The sequence below is a fragment of the Bacillus sp. UNC69MF genome (assembly GCF_000746035.1).
GTDB classification, from domain to species: Bacteria; Bacillota; Bacilli; order Bacillales; family Bacillaceae; genus Bacillus; species Bacillus velezensis.
The window spans coordinates 161,525-182,625 of the sequence record NZ_JQKM01000004.1 but is presented as its reverse complement, the minus strand read 5'-3'; the positions used below and the strand labels follow the sequence as shown (position 1 = coordinate 182,625).

At 44.1% G+C, this 21,101-nt stretch carries 20 protein-coding genes, 1 other RNA gene, 2 pseudogenes and 1 riboswitch; of the genes and pseudogenes, 18 read left to right on the top strand and 5 right to left on the bottom strand.

The genetic code is table 11. From position 1 onward, the window contains the following. Nucleotides 1–6 precede the first annotated feature (6 nt). The 7 genes and pseudogenes from BR62_RS0105685 to BR62_RS0105670 all read left to right on the top strand — a co-directional run bounded on the left by BR62_RS0105685 (nucleotide 7) and on the right by BR62_RS0105670 (nucleotide 4,510). Nucleotides 7–1,245 (top strand): ribonuclease H-like domain-containing protein, encoded by a 1,239-nt coding sequence (locus BR62_RS0105685; protein ID WP_032870036.1) that lies wholly within the window; start codon nucleotides 7–9, stop codon nucleotides 1,243–1,245. Between the two features lie 121 nt (nucleotides 1,246–1,366). Then, nucleotides 1,367–1,474, top strand: a pseudogene (locus tag BR62_RS19510) (hypothetical protein); the annotation flags it as partial. Nucleotides 1,475–1,557: 83 nt separating this feature from the next. After that, entirely contained in the window at nucleotides 1,558–1,794 is a 237-nt protein-coding gene (gene cotD, locus BR62_RS19065) for a spore coat protein CotD (protein ID WP_003153539.1), read from the top strand. A gap of 88 nt (nucleotides 1,795–1,882) precedes the next feature. After that, nucleotides 1,883–2,431, top strand: a complete 549-nt coding sequence (locus BR62_RS0105680; RefSeq protein ID WP_007409499.1) for an SLOG family protein — start codon at nucleotides 1,883–1,885, stop codon at nucleotides 2,429–2,431. Between the two features lie 79 nt (nucleotides 2,432–2,510). Continuing rightward, nucleotides 2,511–2,810, top strand: a complete 300-nt coding sequence (gene gpsB, locus BR62_RS0105675; RefSeq protein ID WP_003153541.1) for a cell division regulator GpsB — start codon at nucleotides 2,511–2,513, stop codon at nucleotides 2,808–2,810. A 55-nt stretch (nucleotides 2,811–2,865) separates the two neighbouring features. Beyond that, nucleotides 2,866–3,247: RNase P RNA component class B (gene rnpB / locus BR62_RS19060), an RNA gene on the top strand. 96 nt (nucleotides 3,248–3,343) lie between these two features. Beyond that, the gene (locus BR62_RS0105670; protein ID WP_015417697.1) at nucleotides 3,344–4,510 is read left to right on the top strand and encodes a THUMP domain-containing class I SAM-dependent RNA methyltransferase; all 1,167 of its coding nucleotides are present in this window, start codon (nucleotides 3,344–3,346) and stop codon (nucleotides 4,508–4,510) included. A 40-nt stretch (nucleotides 4,511–4,550) separates the two neighbouring features. Here the strand turns inward: BR62_RS0105670 and BR62_RS19055 are convergent, their stop codons facing one another. Then, entirely contained in the window at nucleotides 4,551–4,703 is a 153-nt protein-coding gene (locus BR62_RS19055; protein ID WP_003153548.1) for a YpzG family protein, read from the bottom strand. A 165-nt stretch (nucleotides 4,704–4,868) separates the two neighbouring features. On the opposite strand from BR62_RS19055, the gene BR62_RS0105665 reads away from it, so the two are divergent. The 5 genes from BR62_RS0105665 (at nucleotide 4,869) to pbuX (ending at nucleotide 10,915) form a co-directional block, all read left to right on the top strand. After that, entirely contained in the window at nucleotides 4,869–5,060 is a 192-nt protein-coding gene (locus BR62_RS0105665; RefSeq protein ID WP_032870034.1) for a hypothetical protein, read from the top strand. A gap of 103 nt (nucleotides 5,061–5,163) precedes the next feature. Then, the gene (locus tag BR62_RS0105660) at nucleotides 5,164–7,083 is read left to right on the top strand and encodes an ATP-dependent DNA helicase (protein ID WP_025284911.1); all 1,920 of its coding nucleotides are present in this window, start codon (nucleotides 5,164–5,166) and stop codon (nucleotides 7,081–7,083) included. Nucleotides 7,084–7,194: 111 nt separating this feature from the next. After that, nucleotides 7,195–8,697, top strand: coding sequence for a carboxypeptidase M32 (locus tag BR62_RS0105655; protein WP_007409502.1), 1,503 nt, complete (start codon nucleotides 7,195–7,197; stop codon nucleotides 8,695–8,697). A gap of 133 nt (nucleotides 8,698–8,830) precedes the next feature. Next, nucleotides 8,831–8,930, top strand: a riboswitch (purine riboswitch). 99 nt (nucleotides 8,931–9,029) lie between these two features. Further along, a complete protein-coding gene (gene xpt, locus BR62_RS0105650; protein WP_012117825.1) occupies nucleotides 9,030–9,614 on the top strand; it encodes a xanthine phosphoribosyltransferase in 585 nt (194 codons plus the stop codon). Then, on the top strand, nucleotides 9,611–10,915 hold the full coding sequence (gene pbuX, locus BR62_RS0105645; RefSeq protein WP_032870031.1) for a xanthine permease PbuX: 1,305 nt from the start codon (nucleotides 9,611–9,613) through the stop codon (nucleotides 10,913–10,915). Before xpt ends, pbuX begins: the two co-directional genes overlap by 4 nt. A 243-nt stretch (nucleotides 10,916–11,158) precedes the next feature. On the opposite strand, the gene BR62_RS0105640 is transcribed toward pbuX, so the two are convergent. Beyond that, a complete protein-coding gene (locus tag BR62_RS0105640; RefSeq protein WP_007409505.1) occupies nucleotides 11,159–11,434 on the bottom strand; it encodes a hypothetical protein in 276 nt (91 codons plus the stop codon). 348 nt (nucleotides 11,435–11,782) lie between these two features. Here BR62_RS0105640 and BR62_RS0105635 point away from each other — a divergent pair, with 348 nt between their 5' ends. Continuing rightward, entirely contained in the window at nucleotides 11,783–12,349 is a 567-nt protein-coding gene (locus tag BR62_RS0105635; protein ID WP_032866283.1) for a cysteine hydrolase family protein, read from the top strand. Nucleotides 12,350–12,579: 230 nt separating this feature from the next. Here BR62_RS0105635 and BR62_RS0105630 read toward each other — a convergent pair. Beyond that, nucleotides 12,580–13,164 (bottom strand): annotated as a pseudogene (locus BR62_RS0105630) (DUF421 domain-containing protein). An 802-nt stretch (nucleotides 13,165–13,966) separates the two neighbouring features. After that, nucleotides 13,967–14,230 (bottom strand): hypothetical protein, encoded by a 264-nt coding sequence (locus BR62_RS0105625; RefSeq protein ID WP_032866282.1) that lies wholly within the window; start codon nucleotides 14,228–14,230, stop codon nucleotides 13,967–13,969. Between the two features lie 221 nt (nucleotides 14,231–14,451). Here BR62_RS0105625 and BR62_RS0105620 point away from each other — a divergent pair, with 221 nt between their 5' ends. Continuing rightward, nucleotides 14,452–14,760, top strand: a complete 309-nt coding sequence (locus BR62_RS0105620) for an MGMT family protein (protein WP_032866281.1) — start codon at nucleotides 14,452–14,454, stop codon at nucleotides 14,758–14,760. Nucleotides 14,761–14,788: 28 nt separating this feature from the next. On the opposite strand, the gene BR62_RS0105615 is transcribed toward BR62_RS0105620, so the two are convergent. Then, the gene (locus BR62_RS0105615; protein ID WP_032866279.1) at nucleotides 14,789–15,397 is read right to left on the bottom strand and encodes a GNAT family N-acetyltransferase; all 609 of its coding nucleotides are present in this window, start codon (nucleotides 15,395–15,397) and stop codon (nucleotides 14,789–14,791) included. A 164-nt stretch (nucleotides 15,398–15,561) separates the two neighbouring features. Between BR62_RS0105615 and BR62_RS0105610 the strand changes: the two genes are divergently transcribed. The 4 genes from BR62_RS0105610 to BR62_RS0105600 all read left to right on the top strand — a co-directional run bounded on the left by BR62_RS0105610 (nucleotide 15,562) and on the right by BR62_RS0105600 (nucleotide 21,096). After that, nucleotides 15,562–16,662, top strand: a complete 1,101-nt coding sequence (locus tag BR62_RS0105610; RefSeq protein ID WP_032866278.1) for a type III polyketide synthase — start codon at nucleotides 15,562–15,564, stop codon at nucleotides 16,660–16,662. Then, a complete protein-coding gene (locus tag BR62_RS0105605; protein ID WP_032866277.1) occupies nucleotides 16,662–17,168 on the top strand; it encodes an isoprenylcysteine carboxyl methyltransferase family protein in 507 nt (168 codons plus the stop codon). The genes BR62_RS0105610 and BR62_RS0105605 overlap by 1 nt, the downstream gene beginning before the upstream one ends. Nucleotides 17,169–17,240: 72 nt before the next feature. Further along, a complete protein-coding gene (gene fbpC, locus BR62_RS19505; protein WP_025284905.1) occupies nucleotides 17,241–17,336 on the top strand; it encodes a Fur-regulated basic protein FbpC in 96 nt (31 codons plus the stop codon). A 181-nt stretch (nucleotides 17,337–17,517) separates the two neighbouring features. Continuing rightward, entirely contained in the window at nucleotides 17,518–21,096 is a 3,579-nt protein-coding gene (locus BR62_RS0105600) for a dynamin GTPase (RefSeq protein WP_032870029.1), read from the top strand. Nucleotides 21,097–21,101: the final 5 nt, after the last annotated feature.

Below are 21,101 nucleotides of genomic sequence, written 5' to 3'. Positions count from 1 at the left end.
CGAAAGATGTCCTTGAAAAATAAATTAAAGCGGATGAAAAACCACCTGAATGTGCCGGAAGCTGAAAAAAAGCCGGCATCTTCACAACTTTCGGTCCCGGATATTCAAGTCCCATTTAGAGAAGAATGGGAGGCATTCGGAGTGAAGCCTTTCTTTTTTGAGGATGAATACTGTCTTATCCGCGAAACCGTCTATCCGCTTTCGCACCGCCACGGACGGTACAGCTTCAGTGAACTTGATGACGTCATGGCATTATGGAATAAAGGCGGATTGACACATACTTTATCAGCAGAAGGATACGAAAAAAGCCAGCTGTTCTTCTTTGATACTGAAACGACCGGCCTCGGCGGCGGGGCCGGCAATATGATCTTTTTGCTCGGTCATGCAAGAGTGTATGAAGACCGTGTCGCGGTTAAACAGCATCTGCTTCCTAAACCGGGAAACGAGACGGCTCTTTACAAAAGCTTTTTAAGTGAGGTTGACATTACGTCTCTTGTTACGTATAACGGAAAAGCCTTTGACTGGCCGCAGGTAAAAACTAGGCATACATTGCTCCGGGACAGGCTTCCGAAACTTCCTGACTTCGGTCACTTTGATCTTCTGCACGGGGCGAGACGGCTTTGGAAACATAAATTAGAGCGTGTATCGCTTTCGGCGGTTGAAAATGAAGAGCTTGCTTTTAAAAGGGACGAAGACACCCCTGGTTATTTGGCGCCGATGCTGTATTTTCAATTTTTAAAGGCGGAGGATCCGGCTCTTTTAAAGGGAGTGCTCTCGCATAATGAACAAGATGTGCTTTCCCTCATCGCTCTTTACATCCATATGTCAAAAAAGATCTTTGCATCTTCTGATCAGACGTCAGAACGTCAGGAAGCATACGCCATGGCGAAATGGTTTATCGCTCATAAAGAAACCGATCGGGCCGTATCACAGCTGGAAGCGCTGCAAGGCAAAGCCTTTGAAGATTCAGATCGGGCCCTTTTTGACTTAGCAATGCTTTATAAAAAACAAAACCGCAGGCAAGACGCCGTGCCCCTTTGGGAGAAACTGACGGGTTCTGCTCTTCACATATGCAGACACCAATCAGCGGTAGAGCTGGCGATCTATTTTGAGCATCACGCAAAAGATTACAAAAAAGCTCTGCAGGCCGCGCAGCAGGCGGCAGAAGACGGGGAAATATCGGAAAAAGAAGCCGAGAAGCTCCATGTGAGAATTGCCCGGCTTAAGAGGAAATATTCTTCTTGAAATATTGCCCGGGAAAGCGCAAAAGCCGAGCTGTTTCGCCAAAAATATTTTTTTCTGAATCCGCATCGATTTTGTTGTAGAATGGTGCCGCATCTTGTAAAATAGCGTTAGTTATTTATAGGGGAGAGTTGGTATGTATAAAGGTGTTTTTTACTTGTTCTTTGTCGTGGTTTTTTTGATTGCGTTTGTATTTTCGAATTTTAAAGACAGCTTGCTGACGCACTTTTAAATTGGGTGATTGAATTAGAACATGCACCCTCTTTTCTTCATAACCTAACAGTGTAATAAAAGTTAATGGAGAGGGGATTTAGCATGTTTCATCATCATTGTTGCAGACCAAACGTGATGCCGCCGATTGTCCATCCGACTCATTGCTGTGAACACCATTGTTTTTCTAACACGGTTGTGCCGCATATTCATCCGCAACATACAACTAACGTAAATCACCACAACTTTGAGCACGTTCATTACTATCCGCACACTTTTTCAAATGTTGACCCGACAACTCACCAGCATTTTCAGTGCGGAAGCCCTTGCTGCGATCATTAGTATTGAACGCTTAAGCAAGATCGGTTAGGATATCAGCAAATCAAAATGGGGCCCGATGGGGAGCCCCATTTTTTAAGCAGGTGATCAATTGAAAGTATTAGCCGTAACAGGATACAAGCCGTTTGAACTCGGAATTTTTAAACAGGATGACCGGGCGCTTGTTTATATAAAAAAGGCGATAGAAACCAGACTCAGAAGCTTTATTGACGAAGGCTTGGAATGGATTCTCATATCCGGACAGCTGGGGACTGAGCTTTGGGCGGCTGAAACGGCATACGATCTCAGAGAAGAGTATCCGGAATTAAAGGTTGCCGTTATCACGCCTTTCTACGGCCAAGAAGAAAAGTGGAAGGAACCGAATAAAGAAATGTATGAAGCGGTGCTTGCTCAGGCAGATTATGAGGAGAGCCTGACGCATCGGCCGTACGAAAGTCCGCTCCAATTCCGGCAGAAAAACGCGTTCTTTATTGAAAAGTCAGATGCGCTTTTGCTTTTATATGATCCTGAAATGGAAGGATCGCCGAAATATATGCTGCAGCAGGCAGAAAAACGCCGTGAAACAGACGGATATCCGATTTATTCGATCACGATGGATGATCTCCGTGCCGCCGTTGAAGAAGAAGATTTCTTTACATAACACGTCAGAGAATATTTGACAACGGGACGTGTTTCTGAATAAAATATAACATGATGATTCACGATATGAGGTGAAAAAGATGCTTGCTGATAAAGTAAAGCTTTCTGCGAAAGACATTTTGGAAAAAGAATTTAAAACAGGCGTTAGAGGTTACAGACAAGAAGACGTTGACAAATTTTTAGATATGATTATTAAGGATTATGAAACCTTTCATCAAGAAATTGAAGAACTGCAGCAAGAAAATCTGCAGCTGAAAAAACAGCTTGAAGAAGCAAGCAAAAAACAGCCGGTGCAGTCCAATACGACCAACTTTGACATTCTGAAAAGGCTGTCCAACCTTGAGAAACATGTATTCGGAAGCAAACTTTATGACGAATAGGGCAGATGCACTTGTCAAATGAGACAAGTTGCTTTATAATGAACAAGTGTTCTTAACGTTCGGGTAATCGCTGCAGATCTTTGAATCTGTAGAGGAAAGTCCATGCTCGCACGGTGCTGAGATGCCCGTAGTGTTCGTGCCTAGCGAAGAAATAAGCTAGGGCAGCCTTGATAGGCTGACGGCAGGAAAAAAGCCTACGTCTCCGGATATGGCTGAGTATCCTTGAAAGTGCCACAGTGACGAAGTCTCATCAGAAATGGTGAGAGTGGAACGCGGTAAACCCCTCGAGCGAGAAACCCAAATTTTGGTAGGGGAACCTTCTTGAAGGAATTGAACAGATAGAAGGACAGAATGCTTTCTGTAGATAGATGATTGCCGCCTGAGTACGAGGTGATGAGCCGATTGCAGTACGACGGAACAAAACATGGCTTACAGAGCGTTAAACATTATTGATATGACAAATTAGAGCTCTCCTTAAAAGGGGAGCTTTTATCTTGAATGAAACGAAAGCTTAAAAGAGACAGGGTGATACGATGAAGAAGTACACACTAATAGCGACAGCGCCGATGGGAATTGAAGCGATCGTCGCCAAAGAAGTGCGTGATTTAGGTTATGAATGCAAAGTAGACAACGGAAAAGTCATTTTTGAAGGAGATGCGCTTGCGATCTGCCGCGCTAACTTATGGCTGCGGACGGCTGACCGCATCAAAGTACAGGTCGCCGAGTTTCAGGCGAAAACGTTTGATGAGCTGTTTGAAAAAACAAAAGCGATTGACTGGCGCGCGTACATTCCGGAAAACGCAAAGTTCCCCGTTATCGGAAAGTCCGTGAAATCAGTGCTTGCCAGTGTGCCTGACTGCCAGCGGATCGTCAAAAAGGCGATAGCGGAAAAGCTGAAACTGCAATCAGGAAAACAAAATGAATGGATTGAAGAAACGGGCCCCGAGTATAAGGTGGAGATTTCCCTTTTAAAAGATAAAGCCGTACTTACACTGGATTCATCAGGAACAGGCCTTCACAAAAGAGGATACAGGGTTGATCAGGGAGGAGCTCCGATTAAAGAGACGCTCGCTGCCGCGTTAATTCAGTTAACCAACTGGACGCCTGACCGTCCGTTCGTTGATCCGTTCTGCGGTTCCGGCACGATCGCCATCGAAGCCGCTTTAATCGGGCAAAACATTGCTCCCGGTTTTAACCGTGATTTTGTTTCAGAAGACTGGGAATGGATCGGAAAAGAACTGTGGGACAAGGCGCGTCTTGAAGTGGAAGAAAAGGCGAACTATGATCAGCCGCTGCAGATCTTTGCCAGTGACGTAGATCACCGGATGGTAAACATCGCCAAAGAAAACGCAGAAGAAGCGGGACTTGGTGACTTGATCGAATGCAAGCAAATGCGGGTGCAGGATTTTACGACGAAGCTCGAATACGGCGTAATCGTCGGAAACCCTCCGTACGGCGAACGGCTCGGCGAAAAAAGGGAAGTCGAGCAGATGTATAAAGAAATGGGCCGGGCATTTGAATCTCTTGATACATGGTCTGTCTACATGTTAACGTCAAATGAACAATTTGAAGAGGTCTACGGAAGAAAAGCAACCAAAAAACGGAAGCTCTTTAACGGTTTTATCAAAACGGATTATTATCAGTACTGGGCTAAAGTGCGGCCGCAGCGGAAAAAGCCGCAACAAAGAGAAGACGCCTGAAACAGCGTCTTCTCCGGCATCTTTACGTTTTATTCTGCCATTACCAGCGGTGCGCTTTTGCGTTGCTCCGTAAAATAATGTTGGTCTGGGACATTTCGGTGTGGCCGTTCACTTGCGATTTAGAGCGTTTCGGCCGCGTCCAATTGTGATGAAACAATTCAGAATGCTGATCTAATCGATCTTTATAACTCATGTAACCATCACTCCCGGATAGAATAATTTTGTGCAGATGGATATTCGATCGAATATCTGTTGTAGTTTGTGCAGGTCAGGTGCGGATCATTCAGAATGGCATGTATAGAAAGTGAAGCATCGGCATAGAATGATGATTATTTCTATTTGAGAGGTGATCTATTTTATGCTGAACAGCGAGCACTTCAGTAAAATACAAAAGGCGTTAGACGCAACTGCTTTCCGGCTGGAGGAAGCCGGAGTGGAGTTCGGTCCTTCCGAAATGACACACGCACAGGAAGAACTTGAAAATGCGGTAAAACATACACATTCAACAGACCATCCGTTCCTATGTACACATATCATTAACCGGAAATGATAATGGCAAAAACTTGGCGAGGCCAAGTTTTTTTGTTGTATTGAAAAGGGTTAAATGATATTATAGATGGTCTGAATGCCGAATAGTTAGGGGTTGGAGTTGGGTGACAACATCACGTTTGCCTTTTGCTTTAACAAAAGAAAAGAATTTTTACGAAGAATTGAACAATTGGATTGGTGACGTGTTTTACGATATCCTTCCCGAGAAAGGCTTTGACCTTCGGGATGAGCAGGTATTTATGGCGTTTCAGCTTGAACGGGCATTTAAAGAGAAAAAGGTCATGTTCGCTGAGGCAGGAGTCGGTACGGGGAAAACGCTGGTGTATCTGCTGTTTGCCATCAGCTATGCCAGATATACGGGTAAACCGGCCATTATCGCATGCGCCGATGAAACGTTAATTGAACAGCTTGTCAAAAAAGAAGGCGACATTTCCAAGCTGACAGAACATTTGGATCTGCAGATTGATACACGGCTGTCCAAATCCCATGAGCAGTATCTGTGTCTGAAAAAGCTTGAGAAAACGATGCAGCGTTCTGATGATGAAAAGTGGCTGGATCTTTATGAGTCGCTGCCTTCATTCGTACACGAATCACAAGCGATGCAGCGCTTTTATCCGTACGGCGACCGCAAACAGTACGCTGATTTGACAAATGAAGAGTGGGCAGGCGTCAGCTATGATTCCTTCCAAGATTGTTTAACTTGTGATATGAGACATAGATGCGGTTTAACACTTTCGAGAGATCATTACAGAAAATCAACAGATCTGATTGTTTGCTCCCATGATTTCTACATGGAGCATGTATGGACGGAAGAATCACGCAAAAGGGAAGGACAGCTGCCGCTTTTGCCGGACCACAGCGCCGTCGTGTTTGATGAAGGACATCTGCTGGAATTCGCCGCGCAAAAAGCGTTAACGTATCGTGTGAAGCAGTCGACGCTTGAGCTGTTTTTAGAGCGTCTGCTTCAAAATGATATCAGAGAGGAATTCGCCGAACTGATTGAAGATGCCCTTGCCGCAAACGATGAGTTTTTCTATGTGCTGTCAGAGGAATCGAAGGAAATCGCCGGCTCTCACCGATTGGACATCCAAAACGATCAGCGTGTTAAGCGTGCGGCTGACGAACTGTGCCGTCTGCTCGATAAAATCGGCGAGGCGCTCGTATTTGAATCGGAAATGTATACGATCGATAAGTACGAGCTGTCAGTCGTAGAAGAATACGTCGAACAAATGGCATATTCGCTGTCGCTGTATCAAAAGGATGCCATCAGCTGGCTTGAAACGCGGGATACAGACTCAACGTTTGTCGTTATGCCGAGAACTGTAGCCGAAGTTTTGGGAGAAAAGGTCTTTTCTAAAAAGATTCCTTATATCTTCTCATCGGCCACTCTTTCTGAGGGCGGTTCATTTGATTATATCGCTGACAGCCTCGGAATCCATGATCCTTTATCATTCACCGTTGAATCTCCGTACGATTATGAGGAGCAAATGTCTGTTGCGCTTCACGGTGACATGACGTCTGAGCAGAAAACAGCCGAAACGATTGAAACCATTAAGAAGAATGAAGGACGCACCCTCGTTCTTTTCCCTTCCTTTGAAGACATGAAGGAATTTAAAGAACAGGCTGCCGCGTGGGAGCTGCCGTATCCGATATACTACGAAGGTGACGAAGAGATCTCCAGTCTGGTCGAAAAATTCCAGCGGGATGAAGAATCCGTGCTTTGTTCCGTCCACTTATGGGAAGGTCTTGACATTCCCGGTGACTCGCTCCGGAATGTGACCATTTGGGCGTTGCCGTATCCGCCTCATGATCCCGTGTTTACCGCAAAGCGGAACGGAGCGAAAAAAGATCCGTTTGAGGAAGTTGATCTGCCGTACATGCTCTTGAGAGTCCGGCAGGGAATCGGCCGCCTCATCCGTTCTAATCAGGACAGCGGAACCATATCCATTTATGCGGGCGGAGAAAGTGAACGGGTCTTGGCCGAAGTCAAAAAGATCTTGCCTGTTACACCGAAAATCGTATAAAAACAAAAGCTGCAGGATTCTTATCCTGCGGCTTTTTTAAATCCGGGAAGTTGACTTTATCACGGCGTTCCATTAGCCTGTAATTGATAGTGAAAAGGGAGGGGAACGGATATGGATTTACATACATATGAAAAAGAGTTTTTTGATCTGTTAAAAAGAGTATCCCACTATGTCGAAGCCATTGCACTTATGCATTGGGACTTAAGAACGGGAGCCCCAAAAAAAGGCTCTGATGACCGGGCGGAAAGCATCGGACAGCTGTCGGCTGACGTTTTTCAAATCCAGACATCCGACCGGATGAAAGAGCTGATCGACATCCTTCTCGCGCATGCAGAAGAGCTCTCTGAAGATACAGTGAAAGCGGCGGAACTTGCGAAAAAAGATTATGATCATAATAAAAAAATTCCTGAAGATGAGTATAAAGAATATGTCATTTTAACATCGAAAGCTGAAACGGCTTGGGAGGATGCAAAGGCTGCCTCTGATTTTTCTATGTTTGCTCCGTACCTTGAGAAGCTGATTGATTTTAATAAGCGGTTTATTTCGTATTGGGGCTATGAAGATCATCCATACAACGCATTGCTCGATATTTTCGAACCGGGTGTTACGGTAAAGGTGCTGGATCAGCTGTTTTCTGAATTGAAGGAAGCGATTATTCCGCTTATCAAAAAAGTGACGGAATCCGGCAATAAACCGGACACTTCCTTTATAACGAAAACGTTTTCGAAAGAACAACAAAGAGCCCTCTCCTTGTATTTCTTAAAAGAGTTCGGGTATGATTTTGACGGCGGCCGCCTGGACGAGACGGTGCATCCGTTTGCGACGACAATCAACCGGGGCGATGTGCGGGTAACGACCAGATATGACGAAAACGATTTCCGCACGGCGATTTTCGGAACGATTCATGAATGCGGGCATGCGATCTACGAGCAGAATATTGACGAAGCGTTGAGCGGAACGAACTTATCTGACGGTGCATCCATGGGAATTCATGAATCCCAATCGTTATTTTATGAAAACTTTATCGCCAGAAATCAACATTTCTGGACCGCCTATTATGAAAAAATGGTTGAGGCTTCGCCTGATCAATTTCAAGATGTGAAAAGAGAGGACTTTGTACGCGCCGTAAATGAGGCGAAACCGACATTTATCCGAATTGAAGCCGATGAGCTGACATATCCGCTTCATATTATTATCCGTTATGAAATTGAAAAAGCGATTTTCAGCAATGAAGTGACAGTGGAAGAACTGCCTGCATTGTGGAATCAAAAATATCATGATTATTTAGGCATTACGCCGCCATCTGACGCAAAAGGCATTTTGCAGGACGTACATTGGGCGGGCGGCGATTTCGGCTATTTCCCTTCCTATGCGCTCGGATATATGTATGCGGCACAGCTGAAGCATACCATGCTTGACGATCTGCCTGAATTTGACCAATTAATAGAACGGGGCGATTTTGAGCCGATCAAACAATGGCTGACAGAAAAGGTTCATCAGCACGGAAGACGCAAAATGCCGCTTGACATCATAAAAGATGCAACGGGAGAAGAGCTGAACGTTCAATATCTCATTGAGTATCTCGTCGGCAAATATTCAAATTTATATTTATAAACGAAACGCCCGGTATACACCGGGTGTTTTTCTAAAAATTCTAAAAACACGAATAATCGAAAACCAATTCTTTGTAAAAGTTCGGAAATATTCAAATTTCACTATGCAAAAGAAGTGTATCTTGTTATAATTTGATTAATATCATACGAACACTCATATAATCGCGTGGATATGGCACGCAAGTTTCTACCGGTCACCGTAAATGTCCGACTATGAGTGAGCAATGGAACGGCTTTATTCGGCCGTTGCGTGTAGATCATTCGGCATTGCTTGCTCTTTTTTTGGAGAGCGGGCAATGCTTTTTTTATTTTTTATAAGCGGGGGTAATCATTGTGGAAGCATTAAAACGAAAAATAGCAGAAGACGGAATTGTTCTTTCTGATCAAGTGCTGAAAGTGGATTCTTTTTTAAACCATCAAATTGATCCGGTTCTCATGCAGCAGATCGGCCGGGAATTTGCGCGCCGTTTTGAAAAAGACGAGATAACCAAAATCGTCACAATTGAATCTTCGGGCATTGCCCCTGCGGTGATGGCCGGCCTTGAACTCGGCGTTCCCGTCATCTTTGCGAGAAAAAGGAAGTCTCTCACATTAACGGATGATCTGCTGACGGCATCCGTCTATTCTTTCACGAAAAAAACAGAAAGTCAGATTGCAATCTCCGGAAATCATCTGTCGAAGGATGACCGCGTGTTAATCATTGACGACTTTTTAGCGAACGGACAGGCGGCAGAAGGACTTTTATCCATCGTAAAACAAGCAGGCGCAGCGGTTTGCGGGATCGGAATCGTCATTGAAAAGTCATTTCAGCCGGGAAGAGATGAGCTGGTGAAAAAAGGATGCCGGGTCGAATCACTGGCGAGAATTCAATCGCTTGAAGATGGAAAAGTGACATTTGTACAGGAGGTCCGTTCATGAAAAACGGCTATGCCAAAACACTTTCCCTCGGTATCCAGCACGTGCTTGCCATGTATGCCGGCGCCGTCGTTGTTCCTTTAATTGTAGGAGCGGCATTGGGACTGAACGCAGAACAGCTGACATATCTCGTATCAATTGACATTTTTATGTGCGGGGCGGCTACGCTGCTTCAAGTATGGAGGAATAAATTTTTCGGCATCGGCTTGCCTGTTGTGCTCGGCTGTACGTTCACCGCGGTAGCCCCGATTATTTCGATCGGTAAGGAATACGGAATTTCATCCATTTACGGAAGCATTTTGGCATCGGGTCTGCTTGTCATTCTGCTGTCGTTTTTCTTTGGCAAGCTCGTATCGTTTTTCCCGCCTGTCGTAACCGGATCTGTCGTAACGATTATCGGGATGACCTTAATGCCGGTCGCGATGAATCATATTGCCGGCGGGGAAGGCAGCGAGGATTTCGGTGATCCGGCTAACCTTGCCCTCGGATTTACGGTGCTCGTCATCATCGTGCTGCTTTATCGGTTTACAAAAGGATTTTTGAAATCCATTTCGATTTTAATCGGCATTGTCATCGGGACGGCCATCGCATATTTTATGGGAAAAGTGCAATTTGACAATGTGGCGAATGCTGATGCCATTCAAATGATTAAACCGTTTTACTTCGGGACGCCGACATTTCATGCGGCACCGATTATCACGATGTCCATCGTTGCCATTGTCAGCCTTGTTGAGTCAACAGGCGTCTATTTCGCTCTCGGTGACCTGACAAACCGGCGCCTGTCTGAACGTGATTTAGCAAAAGGCTACCGCGCGGAAGGCCTGGCGGTATTCATCAGCGGCATTTTCAATGCTTTTCCGTATACGGCCTATTCCCAAAACGTTGGCCTCGTGCAGCTGACAGGAATTAAGAAAAACGCGGTTATCGGTGTCACGGGCGCACTTTTAATGCTCTTCGGCCTTTTTCCGAAAATCGCAGCCTTCACGACCATCATCCCGTCTTCGGTACTGGGAGGCGCGATGGTGGCCATGTTCGGCATGGTCATTTCCTACGGCATTAAAATGCTCAGTCAAATTGACTTTAAAAAGCAGGAAAACCTTCTGATCGTCGCGTGTTCGGTCGGATTGGGACTCGGTGTAACCGTCGTTCCCGATATGTTTAAGCACCTGCCGTCTTACTTAAATCTGCTGACCACAAACGGAATCGTCGCCGGAAGCTTTACCGCCGTCCTTTTGAATATTATTTATAATATGATTCCTAAAACGAAAAAAACCCTTGATGTAACAAGGGTTCAAGAGGGTTAGTGATCCGTTTTCTTTAAAATAACATCTTATTTTATCCAGATCGAGGATGCTTCCGAAAGTTGCTGAACTTTTTGCGAGGCATTCTCTTTTTTTATTAGTTTCATTGTTTGAAAAGAAATAAATTGAGTGATGAGGCATCCGCCTTTTTTGCCGAAAAACCGTCCCGAACTATATGTACGTGAACGAGTATCTTGTGCACGGATCCTTACAAATGAGAGTGAAAAGAAGGGAAAGCCCCTTCTTTTAATTAATCCATCCTTCAAAAGTTGCGCGATAGAACCCTTCGATTATCTCTACTTTCTTAAGGTAATATGTAACACCATTCTTAACAGTTGTATTTGGGATATCCCATCTATGAAGGTAATCCATTGTAAAAGAATCTTTGGTCGCTTGTGTCGAAATTTTTGTTTGAGTTGAGTCGCTATTTGTATTACCAGGGCTAGATGCAAAAGCAGGGGCAGCGGAAACGAGTAAAGCGAGAGACAAGGCAGAACCAGTTAAAACTTTTTTTAATTTCATTTTGAACACTCCTTTGTTTTTTAATACATTTGTATTATTACATACAATACAAAAATAACCAAGGGTTTTTTTGTTAATATTTTGCGAGCGTGAATGTAGTTAGGGGCAATCTTTTCATTCACTGTTGCGGCTTATTTCAGGATATTGATAAGTATATAGAGAAAAAGAGTTGAATATTGCTGGCCTCTGGTGATCTGCAGCTTTTGAGTGAGTGCTAGCTTTAGATATTTCAATGCTTTTCCAACGGGGAAGGTGCGATATGAAATTTAACACTGAAACAATTGTACAAAAGTAAAATCTTTATTTAAAATGTTATAAATACGAATTTTCAATATAGGAAGTTATCTGATGGCAGAAAAGAAAAAAGCTTTAATCATTGTGGATGTACAAAAAGCCTTTGATAATAAAAAGTGGGGAGAACGAAATAACGTAAAGGCGGAAGAAAATATCAGCAAAATACTGAAATTATGGAGAGAAAAAGGATGGACAGTCATATACATACAACATACTTCTGATAAACCTGGTTCTTTATTTTATCCAAAAAATGAGGGGGTTGCTATAAAGGAAATCGTTAAACCTATGGATAAAGAAGTCATTATAACCAAGAAAGTAAACAGCAGCTTTATTGGGACTAATCTAGAAGAGCTTTTAAAAGCAAATGATATAACAACTGTCGTAATCACTGGCTTGACTACGCCGCACTGTGTTTCAACAACCACAAGGATGAGCGGTAATTTAGGATTTGATACATACCTGATTTCAGATGCAACAGCAGCCTTTGGAATGAGAGACCAAAATGATACATATTATGATGCAGAGACTATTCACAATATATCTCTGGCTACATTGCATGACGAATTCGCCACAATATTAACGACCGATCAAATAATCAATGATTTTATAAAAACTCACTGATTGACATTATGGCTAAGGCCGGCGGTGGGGATAGGCGGCTGAAAAGCATATTCAGGCGCATACAAGGACCTCGTCGGAAAATACGGGGATTACCGACTCTTTTCATCGTCGCAATATCGATTGAAAAAGGCATCTGCTTCAGATGCTTTTTTTGTTTCTTGTAAACCGGTTTTGATCGGCGGTTAACGGTCTGATTCGGCGAATAACAAAAGGCTTTACTAATCAGCGAATTATTCAAGATTTTTTGGCTTGTGCTGAGTCTGGTGTTTTTTGATTTCCTCGAATAGATTGGCTTGATCATCTTTTTGAGGCTGAGGCTCTTTGTTAAGACATTTTGGATCGATCACTTTTTTAAGATCTTGATGGTTAAAGGCTTACAATCATCTTTTAATTCGTAGCCTAATTGTCCATTAGCTTCTAAAAGTGGCATATTTAATTGTGTTTATATTTGAAATGCCAAGAAGCCTTAAACGCATTTCGAGTTGATCTGCTGTCAGCCTCAGCTTCTTTAAGTTTTCTATATTGAGTTGGCCGTCTTCTATAACGAATTTAGATTTTCCGGTTAAAAAAGATTCAATCCAGTTTACTTTTACTTGAAACCACTCCATTAAAATCAAAGCGCTAAAAAGGATAGACGCAGCGATTAATGTTTTCAATAAACTGGTTTCTAAAATGGGGTGAACGATAATCGTACCGATTGAAATCATGACCATTGTCTGTGCAATGGTCATTTGTGCAATGGATTTTCTCCCTGAAATTCTCAGTAAAATCATTCCGAATGCAATTATAATTAATTCTTCCCAAGCAAATCTCATGTTATCACCCTGGATTGTGTTTTATCAAAAATAAAAGAGCAAGTAAGAGGTTTTATGTGTACTTGCTCACGAAAAATTATTGCCCTTACATTTAATTTTATTCATTTTAGGTGTTTTTCTGATCGGGGATGTCCTGCGCCCCTCGTCCAAAAGAAGGTTTGATAACTAAAGAGGGGAGGAAAAACATTCCATGGCCTTTTGTTTACGTCAGCATATATCAAGAATAGAGTTACCTTAACATGAGCTGGGGAACTCAAGCGTCCATAGAAATGTTCTGAAGGATCTGGATTGATTCTTCGTAAAGAGTTGAGGCTCGGCTTTTGGATAGACATGTGATTCACTAAAGTGCTGCAGGATCCGATCAAAAAACCTATGGCAGGAGAGAATTTTAGATTATGTGTTTTTGCGTCTAAAAGCAGAAAACAGTACAACTGATAATGATCATCGGGTGAAATGAAATTACGCAACTAGGTGCTATATGTAGGATCAATTATAAAAGGCAGTGAAACTAGAAAAAGGGGCAAAGCCCCCAACATATTAGTAACAGTGCTCATCATTCCCATACCAGATTCCGTTCCAGAAAGAAACTTCTTTTAGATACCAATTGTTCATATCCTCCAGAAGTTGCAAAAGCAGGAGATTCCGATACAAGTAGAGCAAGAGATAATTCAGAATCTGTCACAATTTTCAATTTTGACACTTCTTAGGTACATGTTAGCAATCATTTATTCTCTTATCGGCACGGTAACATACGGATTATTTTTAGTTGTTGCTTAGAACAAACATTCCGCGTCATGAAAAATCAGCTTTTGTAAACGGCTGTCCAAGTGCCATCAGCACCATGGAAGGTGATGTTGTCTAAATAATAGGTGATTCCATTCCGGTAAATTGAAGTAGGATAATCAGGTCCGGAACCATTAAGTATGAACGTCGCCAAAGCAGATACTTCCTTCGTTTTACTTTCTGCAGAAGGTGTATCAGCAGGACCTGCGGCAAAAGCAGGGGCGGCAGAACAGAGTAAAGCGAGTGATAGGGCTGAGCCGGCTAAAGCTTTCTTCATTTTCATTGTAAACACTCCTTTTCTTTTTTAATACAATTGTATTATTACATATTATGTTAAATAAGTACATGCTTATCTTTGTTAATTTTTTGTGAACAAACAGATAATCTATTTAAACGCAGAGATGAAATAAGTATGATGATGAAGCAATTATCATCTATAAATATAAGATCAGGAAGTGGCTGATTTTCTCAAAAATCATCTGCTCTTGCGAAATGGGGAGTTGCATGACATTTACGGAACGGGCGGTAGCCATTATCAAACAGATACCTGAAGGAAAAGTGATGACGTATGGTCAAATTGCCGGTCTTGCGGGAAGTCCGCGGGGAGCGAGGCAGGTTGTGAGGATTCTTCACTCCATGAGTAAAAAGCATCGTCTTCCTTGGCACAGGGTCATCAATGCAAAGGGCGAAATCGGATTGAGAGACGAAGAGATGTTTTCTGTACAGAAGCTGTCTCTTGAAGCTGAGGGGGTAGCGGTCACGTCAGACGGACGGATCGATCTCAATTTATACCTATATGATCCGAATATGTAAAAAAACCTGCCGTATATCGGCAGGTTTTTCAGTTATATGCTTTGAGCCGGCCAGAAAGGTTTTGCCGGATATAAGGCCATTCCTCCCGAAGGATGGAGTAGTAGGCGGTATCTCTGAGACCGCCGTCGACAGCCGGAATGTGTGCGCGGCGGATCCCTTCAAATTGGGCTCCGATCCGCAAAATCGCAGTCCGTGAGCGCTGGTTGCGAACGTCGGTTTTCAGCGTCACCCTGACAGCTTGCCACACGTCAAACGCATGAGTCAGCATCAGAAGTTTACATTCCGTATTGACACCAGTCCGCTGCACGGCAGAGGCATACCATGTGCTGCCAATCTCACACACTTCCGGAGCTGCGTCCGCCGGCCGCGTAAACACTTCCGCAACCATAAACCGCGTGCTTCCGACGATTCGGTCTGTTTCAAGACTCCGTACTGCAAAAGGCAATGCAAGTCCTTTTTCATAATCGGAAAGCGCACGCTCAATATAACGCTTTGTTTCTTCGATTCCGTCAGGGACATGGGTGTAAGCATAAGTCGTCCTATTTTCTGAAGCTGCTTCGCAAAGTGCCTGAGAGTGATCAATCGTCAGCAGCTCTAACTGAACGAGTGACCCTTTAAGAATGACAGGTGTCAGCATCCCAATCACAACCTTTTTTATGAATGGATCAAGTATAGCCGAACGGTTTCTTATTCAAAAGGGCCAATTTCCTATTAAAATGGCATGTCAGTGAAATCCTCGATTCAAACTTATGCATACATTCAGGAAAAAAGCGGAAACCTTTATGTAAAGAGGTGATGGGCATGGCATATGTGTTATCTGTCGGAACGAGCATTCCGAAGTATCATGTCTCGCAAGAAACGGCGGCGGATTTTGCGAGAGGGATGTTTGCCGATTCATTTAAGGATATTGATCGGCTGTTAAAAGCCTTTCAAAACGGCGAAATTGAATCAAGGCAGTTTGTCCGGCCGATTGAATGGTATAAAACGGCACGGGGTTTTTCAGAAAAAAACCGGCTGTATACGGAAGAAACCGTCAAGCACAGTGCGGATGCGGCACTTGATTGTTTAACAAACCCGGATTGTTTAACAAATCCCTTTCCATATGAAAAAGTGGATGCGATCTTTTTTATTTCCAGCACCGGGCTTTCGACACCCAGCATTGAAGCGAAAGTGATGAATCAGCTTCCGTTTTCTGCGAAAACAAAACGGATACCGATCTGGGGCTTAGGATGCGCGGGCGGAGCGGCCGGCCTGTCCAGGGCGTACGAATACTGCCGCGCGTATCCTGAAGCATACGTGCTTGTCATCGCGGCTGAACTCTGCAGCTTAACGTTTCAGCCGAACGACAAGTCAAAAAGCAACTTAATCGGAACTTCCCTGTTTGCGGACGGGATTGCCGCAGTACTAATGGGAGGAGAAAAGGCGAACCGAAACGACGTCAAACAGCCGCTTCTTCCGCGGATATTCGCCACTCAATCGGTGATGATGCCGGATGCGGAAGATGTGATGGGCTGGGAATTCACCGACAGCGGTTTTCAAGTCATTTTTTCAAGAGACATTCCCACCCTGGTTTCACAGTGGCTGAAGGACAATGTTGATGAATTTTTATTTGAATATGGTGTCAGTACTCACGACATTAAAACCTTTCTTGCCCATCCAGGCGGGAAAAAGGTCATTGACGCCTATTTAACGAGTCTTTCAATGGGCACCGGGCAGCTTGCGGCATCTCGGAAGGTGCTGCAAAAACACGGGAACATGTCTTCCGCAACTATTTTTCATGTGATAAAAGAACAGTTGCTCAACGGACGGCAGAAAGAAAACGAAAAAGGGCTGATCGGCGCTCTCGGGCCGGGATTTTCGTCTGAGCTTTTGCTGTTCAGCTGGGAAAAGGGGGCTTCTTAATGTTTTGGCTGTTTATCATGCTGGTTGCGGCCCAGCGGATTGCGGAGATGATCGTGGCCCGGCGCAATGAGCAAAAGGTGAAAAAGCAAGGCGCAGTCGAATACGGAGAAGGACATTATCCCTTTCTCGTCCTGATGCACGTGCTCTTTTTCGTCTCTCTTACAGCTGAGGTGGCGGCGTTTCAAAAAACGCTTTCTCCAAGGTGGGCCGCCATTATATGTATTATTTTATTTGTACAGGGGATCAGGTATTGGGCTCTATTATCATTAGGGCGGTATTGGAATACGAAAATCCTTGTCGTGCCGGATGCGGAGCTTGTCAGAAAGGGGCCGTACAGGTGGATGAAGCACCCGAACTACGCGGTCGTCATCTTAGAATTTATTTTTCTGCCGCTGTTATACGGAGCGTATTGGACACTGTTTCTCTTTTCGATTCTCAATGCCTGCATGCTCACTGTGAGGATTCGCGCCGAAGAGAAAGCGCTAGAAGAAAACACCGCAAAATAGAGATTGAAAATCATTCTCACTCATGATAAGATGTAAATATGAAAATGATTCTCATTCAAGGTGGTGCCGAAAATGACAATGTTATTTTTATTTGCAGCCGTTTGTACATACAGTGTTTTAATTGGTTTCGTATTGAAAAAAGTTTCGAATAAATCGATGTCTTCTTAAACATCTGCGGTTTTTCCTGCCGCGGGTGTTTTTTTTTATCAGCTGCCGATCTCGGCGGCTTTTTTGCGTTTCCTGAAGAAAAGTGAGCCATTCTTGTGTAAAATGGGGGAGAGGTTTTTTTCAGAGCTTTCTAAAAATGAAAACGTCATTTGATGCGACAGACACAAAGGGGTAAAGACACATGACAGAAGAAGAACGCCATAACAGGGAGATTTTCAGCAGAACGGGTGCCTTATACGCACAATTTTTGGATCATCAGGATGAAAAACGGGCCGATCAGCTCGCGGCCATTATGAAAAAAGCGGCTGATGAAGAGGTTTATATCGCGTTTACCGGGCATTATTCGGCCGGAAAGTCCTCTTTATTAAACACATTGCTCGGTGAAGACATACTGCCGACAAGCCCGATTCCCACAAGCGCCAACCTCGTTGTCATTCGGCACGGTGAAGATAAAGTCGTGCTTCATACGACGGACGGGGCTTATGCAGAGATCAAAGGAAGTTACGATAAAGAACAAGTGCAGCAATTCTGTAAAGACGGTGAGCAAATTGAGACGGTGGAAGTCTATGCCGGCTTTAAGGAGTCAGAGCCTTATGCGGCCTACATTGACACACCGGGAATTGATTCGACGGACGAAGCGCACTTTTTATCTGCCGCTTCGGTTCTCCATCAGGCTGACGCTTTATTTTACGTCGTTCATTATAATCACGTCCATTCAGAAGAAAATATGCTGTTTCTCAGCTCCATCAAAGACCGTATTCCGAATTTGTTTCTGATCGTCAACCAAATTGACAGACATGATGAAACTGAAACGAAGTTTGAAGAGTACCGCAGGCAGGTGGAAGATATGCTTGAAGGCGCGGGAATACCGAAAGAATCGCTTTTCTTTACGTCTGTCACTGAGCCTGACCATCCTTTAAACGGCATGGAACAGCTGAAAAAACATCTGCAGAAGCTGAAACAGCAGGCAAAAACAAATTTATGGTCCTTAACGGAGAGAAAAGTCGCACACTTAGTCACAGAGCATACAGAGATGCTCGTAAAAGAAGATAAAAACAGCAGCGGAGAGCAGTTTGACAAACAAGAAGCACTTGTCCGTTCTGTTGAAGATGAGCTTAAAAAAGCCGTTCAACAGGCTGAAACAGCAGAGAAAGACATCAGAAAAGACGTGCAGAACATATTGCAAAACGCTAATCTGACACCCTTTGAGATGAGGGAGCTTGCATCTGCTTATATTGAATCACAGCAGCTCTCATTTAAAACCGGATTATTCTTTTCAAAAGCGAAAACGGCTCAGGAGAAAGAGAGAAGGCATGCTGAATTTTTTGCCGATATTAAAAAAAGAACGGAAGGGGAAGCGGATTGGCATATTATCGACACATTTACGAAAGCTGCCAAGCGGTATGAAGCGGATTCGGACGAACTGATCAAGAAAATCCAGGCGTACCGCACACCGCTTTCTGATGATATCACCGCTCAGGCCCTTAAGCAGGGAGCGGCCTTTTCATCTGAATACGTATTAACTTATACGAAAGACCTCGCTGAAATGATCAGAAGGGAAGCCAAAAGACAGACAGCGGAACTCATTGAGGAGCTGACCGCTTATGTTCAGACAAAAAACGGACCGCTCATTGAGAACTTGAAAAACTGGCTCGAAAAAGAAAAGAAAATAAGGGATGAGCTCGCGCAATCGGCAAAAGAAGAACGCAATGCCTTGGAAAAAGCAGCCCGCGTCCGCGCTTTGTGGGAAGAAGAATTGACCTGTGATACGGGAAGCGGCGACTGGTATACGCGAAAAAAACGCCTTGCAAAAGCGCCCGTCCAAAAGAAACCAAAAGAGGCTGTACAGCATGAAGTAAGCAAGCCCGAAAAAAATGCGATGAAGGAACTTCCTATAAAAGAGCAGACTGATCGGTTCTATGAGCTTGCCGGGATTCTTGAATCCTCGAGCATATTAGGAAAACAGGCAGAAGCCTTTCGAAGCAGGATTGAGCGGCTTGAAAACCGCCAGTTTACCTTGGCGTTATTCGGCGGATTCAGTTCCGGTAAATCATCATTTGCAAATGCGCTTGTCGGTGAATACGTGCTGCCATCATCACCGACGCCCACAACGGCTACGATCAACAAAATAACGAAACCGCAAGACGGCAAACCGCATAAATCTGCGGAGATCGTTTTTAAAACGGAGGAGGAGCTGGACGCTGAAATGCTTCAGCTGACTGAGCTGAAAGATGCTGATGTAAAGGGGCGTTCACTGAAAGAGAGATGGAATTATGCCATTAAAAAGGGAAAAGCTCCGGATGAACTTATCCCGGTGATTCAGACGATGCTGCAGGCGTTTGATACGTACGAAGAACAGATCCGTCAAAGGCTGACACTGACGGTGCCGGTTGAAGATTTAAAACCGTACGCAGCCGAAGAAAAAACGGCCTGCTGCGTAAAAGAAGTCACCGTGTATTATGATTCGCCTCTCACGCAAAAAGGCATCACCATTGTTGATACGCCGGGAGCAAGCAGTATAAACAAGCGCCATACGGAACTTGCCTTTCAATATATAAAAGATGCTGACGCGTTCTTTTATATGACGTACTATCAGCATTCTTTTTCAAAAGGAGACAGGTCTTTTCTGAAGAAACTCGGCCTCGTCAAAGAATCATTCGGCATGGATAAAATGTTTTTTGTCATTAACGCCGCCGATCTGGCCAAAACGGAAAGCGAGCTGGAAACCGTTAAAGACTATGTCCGCTCAGAACTCTCAAAAGAGGGAATTAACCGGCCGAAATTATATCATGTCTCAAGTAAAGAAGAGCTTGCGGGTAAAAAAGCAACTTTTTATAACAGGTTCTCTGATGTAAGAACCGGGCTTGAGCACTTTATTGAGGAAGATGTAATGAGGGCCAGCTGCGCCCAGCTGAAAACAGAGGCGGACAAATTGTGCGATATGGTGGAACAACTTCACGAATCTCTTCACCAGTCGGCAGAAGAAAAAGAGAAAAAGAAACAGCGTCTGGAGTCTTCCTATGAAAAAGCTCTCGCTGACATTTCAAAGCGCCGTACGTCTGAGGTCATCATTCGAAAAGTGATGAAAGATACGGAAGAACAGCTCTATCACATTAAACATCGCCTGACGTTTTATGCGAATGATATGCTGAAAACCGCCTTCCATCCGGGTCTTCAAAACGGTGATTGGAAACAAAATATATCAGCGGCGCTGAATGAAGCGCTCAAGGAATTCCGTTTTGAATATATTCAAGAGCTGAAAACGCTCGATATCCGGATGACCGGTTTTATTGAGCGCCATATGACTGAGGAATGGATGGAAAACTGTCAGAAGAAGCTTATGGAAGACGGAGATTTCTCCATTTATGTCAGCGGTGAAAACGAATTTGCCGTTCAGCTGAAAGAGGTCGCTCCGGTCATTGACGTCTCGGCATTCTCACATCACGTAAAGGAAGTTAAATCACCGAAGCAGTTTTTTGAACAGAACGGAAAAGCAGCGTTTGTAGAAGGGCTCAGGCTCAGCCTGCAAAAAGTGACAGAAAAGTGGCTTGAGCAGGAGAAAGAAAGCCTTTCAGAGCGATATACTGAGCAGGTGCGCCGTCTGCAAGGAGACATGGCGGATAAAAGCCTGTCCCAGATCCGCGAGCAGCGGGACACTTATTTACAAGGTCTTGCGGAAAATACGAGTGCAAGGGAAATTGAACACCTTTACGAAGCCGAAAAAGCATGGAAAAAGAAAGATGAAATGCTGAAAATTTAAAAATC

Bases quoted from the DNA above. Each gene is read 5' to 3' on its own strand.
- gpsB (WP_003153541.1), top strand. From the start codon at position 2,511: ATGCTTGCTGATAAAGTAAAGCTTTCTGCGAAAGACATTTTGGAAAAA.
- BR62_RS0105625 (WP_032866282.1), bottom strand. From the start codon at position 14,230: ATGAAAATGAAGAAAGCTTTAGCCGGCTCAGCCCTATCACTCGCTTTA.
- BR62_RS0105685 (WP_032870036.1), top strand. From the start codon at position 7: ATGTCCTTGAAAAATAAATTAAAGCGGATGAAAAACCACCTGAATGTG.
- pbuX (WP_032870031.1), top strand. From the start codon at position 9,611: ATGAAAAACGGCTATGCCAAAACACTTTCCCTCGGTATCCAGCACGTG.
- BR62_RS0105640 (WP_007409505.1), bottom strand. From the start codon at position 11,434: ATGAAATTAAAAAAAGTTTTAACTGGTTCTGCCTTGTCTCTCGCTTTA.
- BR62_RS0105615 (WP_032866279.1), bottom strand. From the start codon at position 15,397: ATGCTGACACCTGTCATTCTTAAAGGGTCACTCGTTCAGTTAGAGCTG.
- fbpC (WP_025284905.1), top strand. From the start codon at position 17,241: ATGACAATGTTATTTTTATTTGCAGCCGTTTGTACATACAGTGTTTTA.
- BR62_RS0105600 (WP_032870029.1), top strand. From the start codon at position 17,518: ATGACAGAAGAAGAACGCCATAACAGGGAGATTTTCAGCAGAACGGGT.
- BR62_RS0105605 (WP_032866277.1), top strand. From the start codon at position 16,662: ATGTTTTGGCTGTTTATCATGCTGGTTGCGGCCCAGCGGATTGCGGAG.
- cotD (WP_003153539.1), top strand. From the start codon at position 1,558: ATGTTTCATCATCATTGTTGCAGACCAAACGTGATGCCGCCGATTGTC.
- BR62_RS0105665 (WP_032870034.1), top strand. From the start codon at position 4,869: ATGCTGAACAGCGAGCACTTCAGTAAAATACAAAAGGCGTTAGACGCA.
- BR62_RS0105655 (WP_007409502.1), top strand. From the start codon at position 7,195: ATGGATTTACATACATATGAAAAAGAGTTTTTTGATCTGTTAAAAAGA.
- BR62_RS0105620 (WP_032866281.1), top strand. From the start codon at position 14,452: ATGACATTTACGGAACGGGCGGTAGCCATTATCAAACAGATACCTGAA.
- BR62_RS19055 (WP_003153548.1), bottom strand. From the start codon at position 4,703: ATGAGTTATAAAGATCGATTAGATCAGCATTCTGAATTGTTTCATCAC.
- BR62_RS0105635 (WP_032866283.1), top strand. From the start codon at position 11,783: ATGGCAGAAAAGAAAAAAGCTTTAATCATTGTGGATGTACAAAAAGCC.
- BR62_RS0105670 (WP_015417697.1), top strand. From the start codon at position 3,344: ATGAAGAAGTACACACTAATAGCGACAGCGCCGATGGGAATTGAAGCG.
- BR62_RS0105610 (WP_032866278.1), top strand. From the start codon at position 15,562: ATGGCATATGTGTTATCTGTCGGAACGAGCATTCCGAAGTATCATGTC.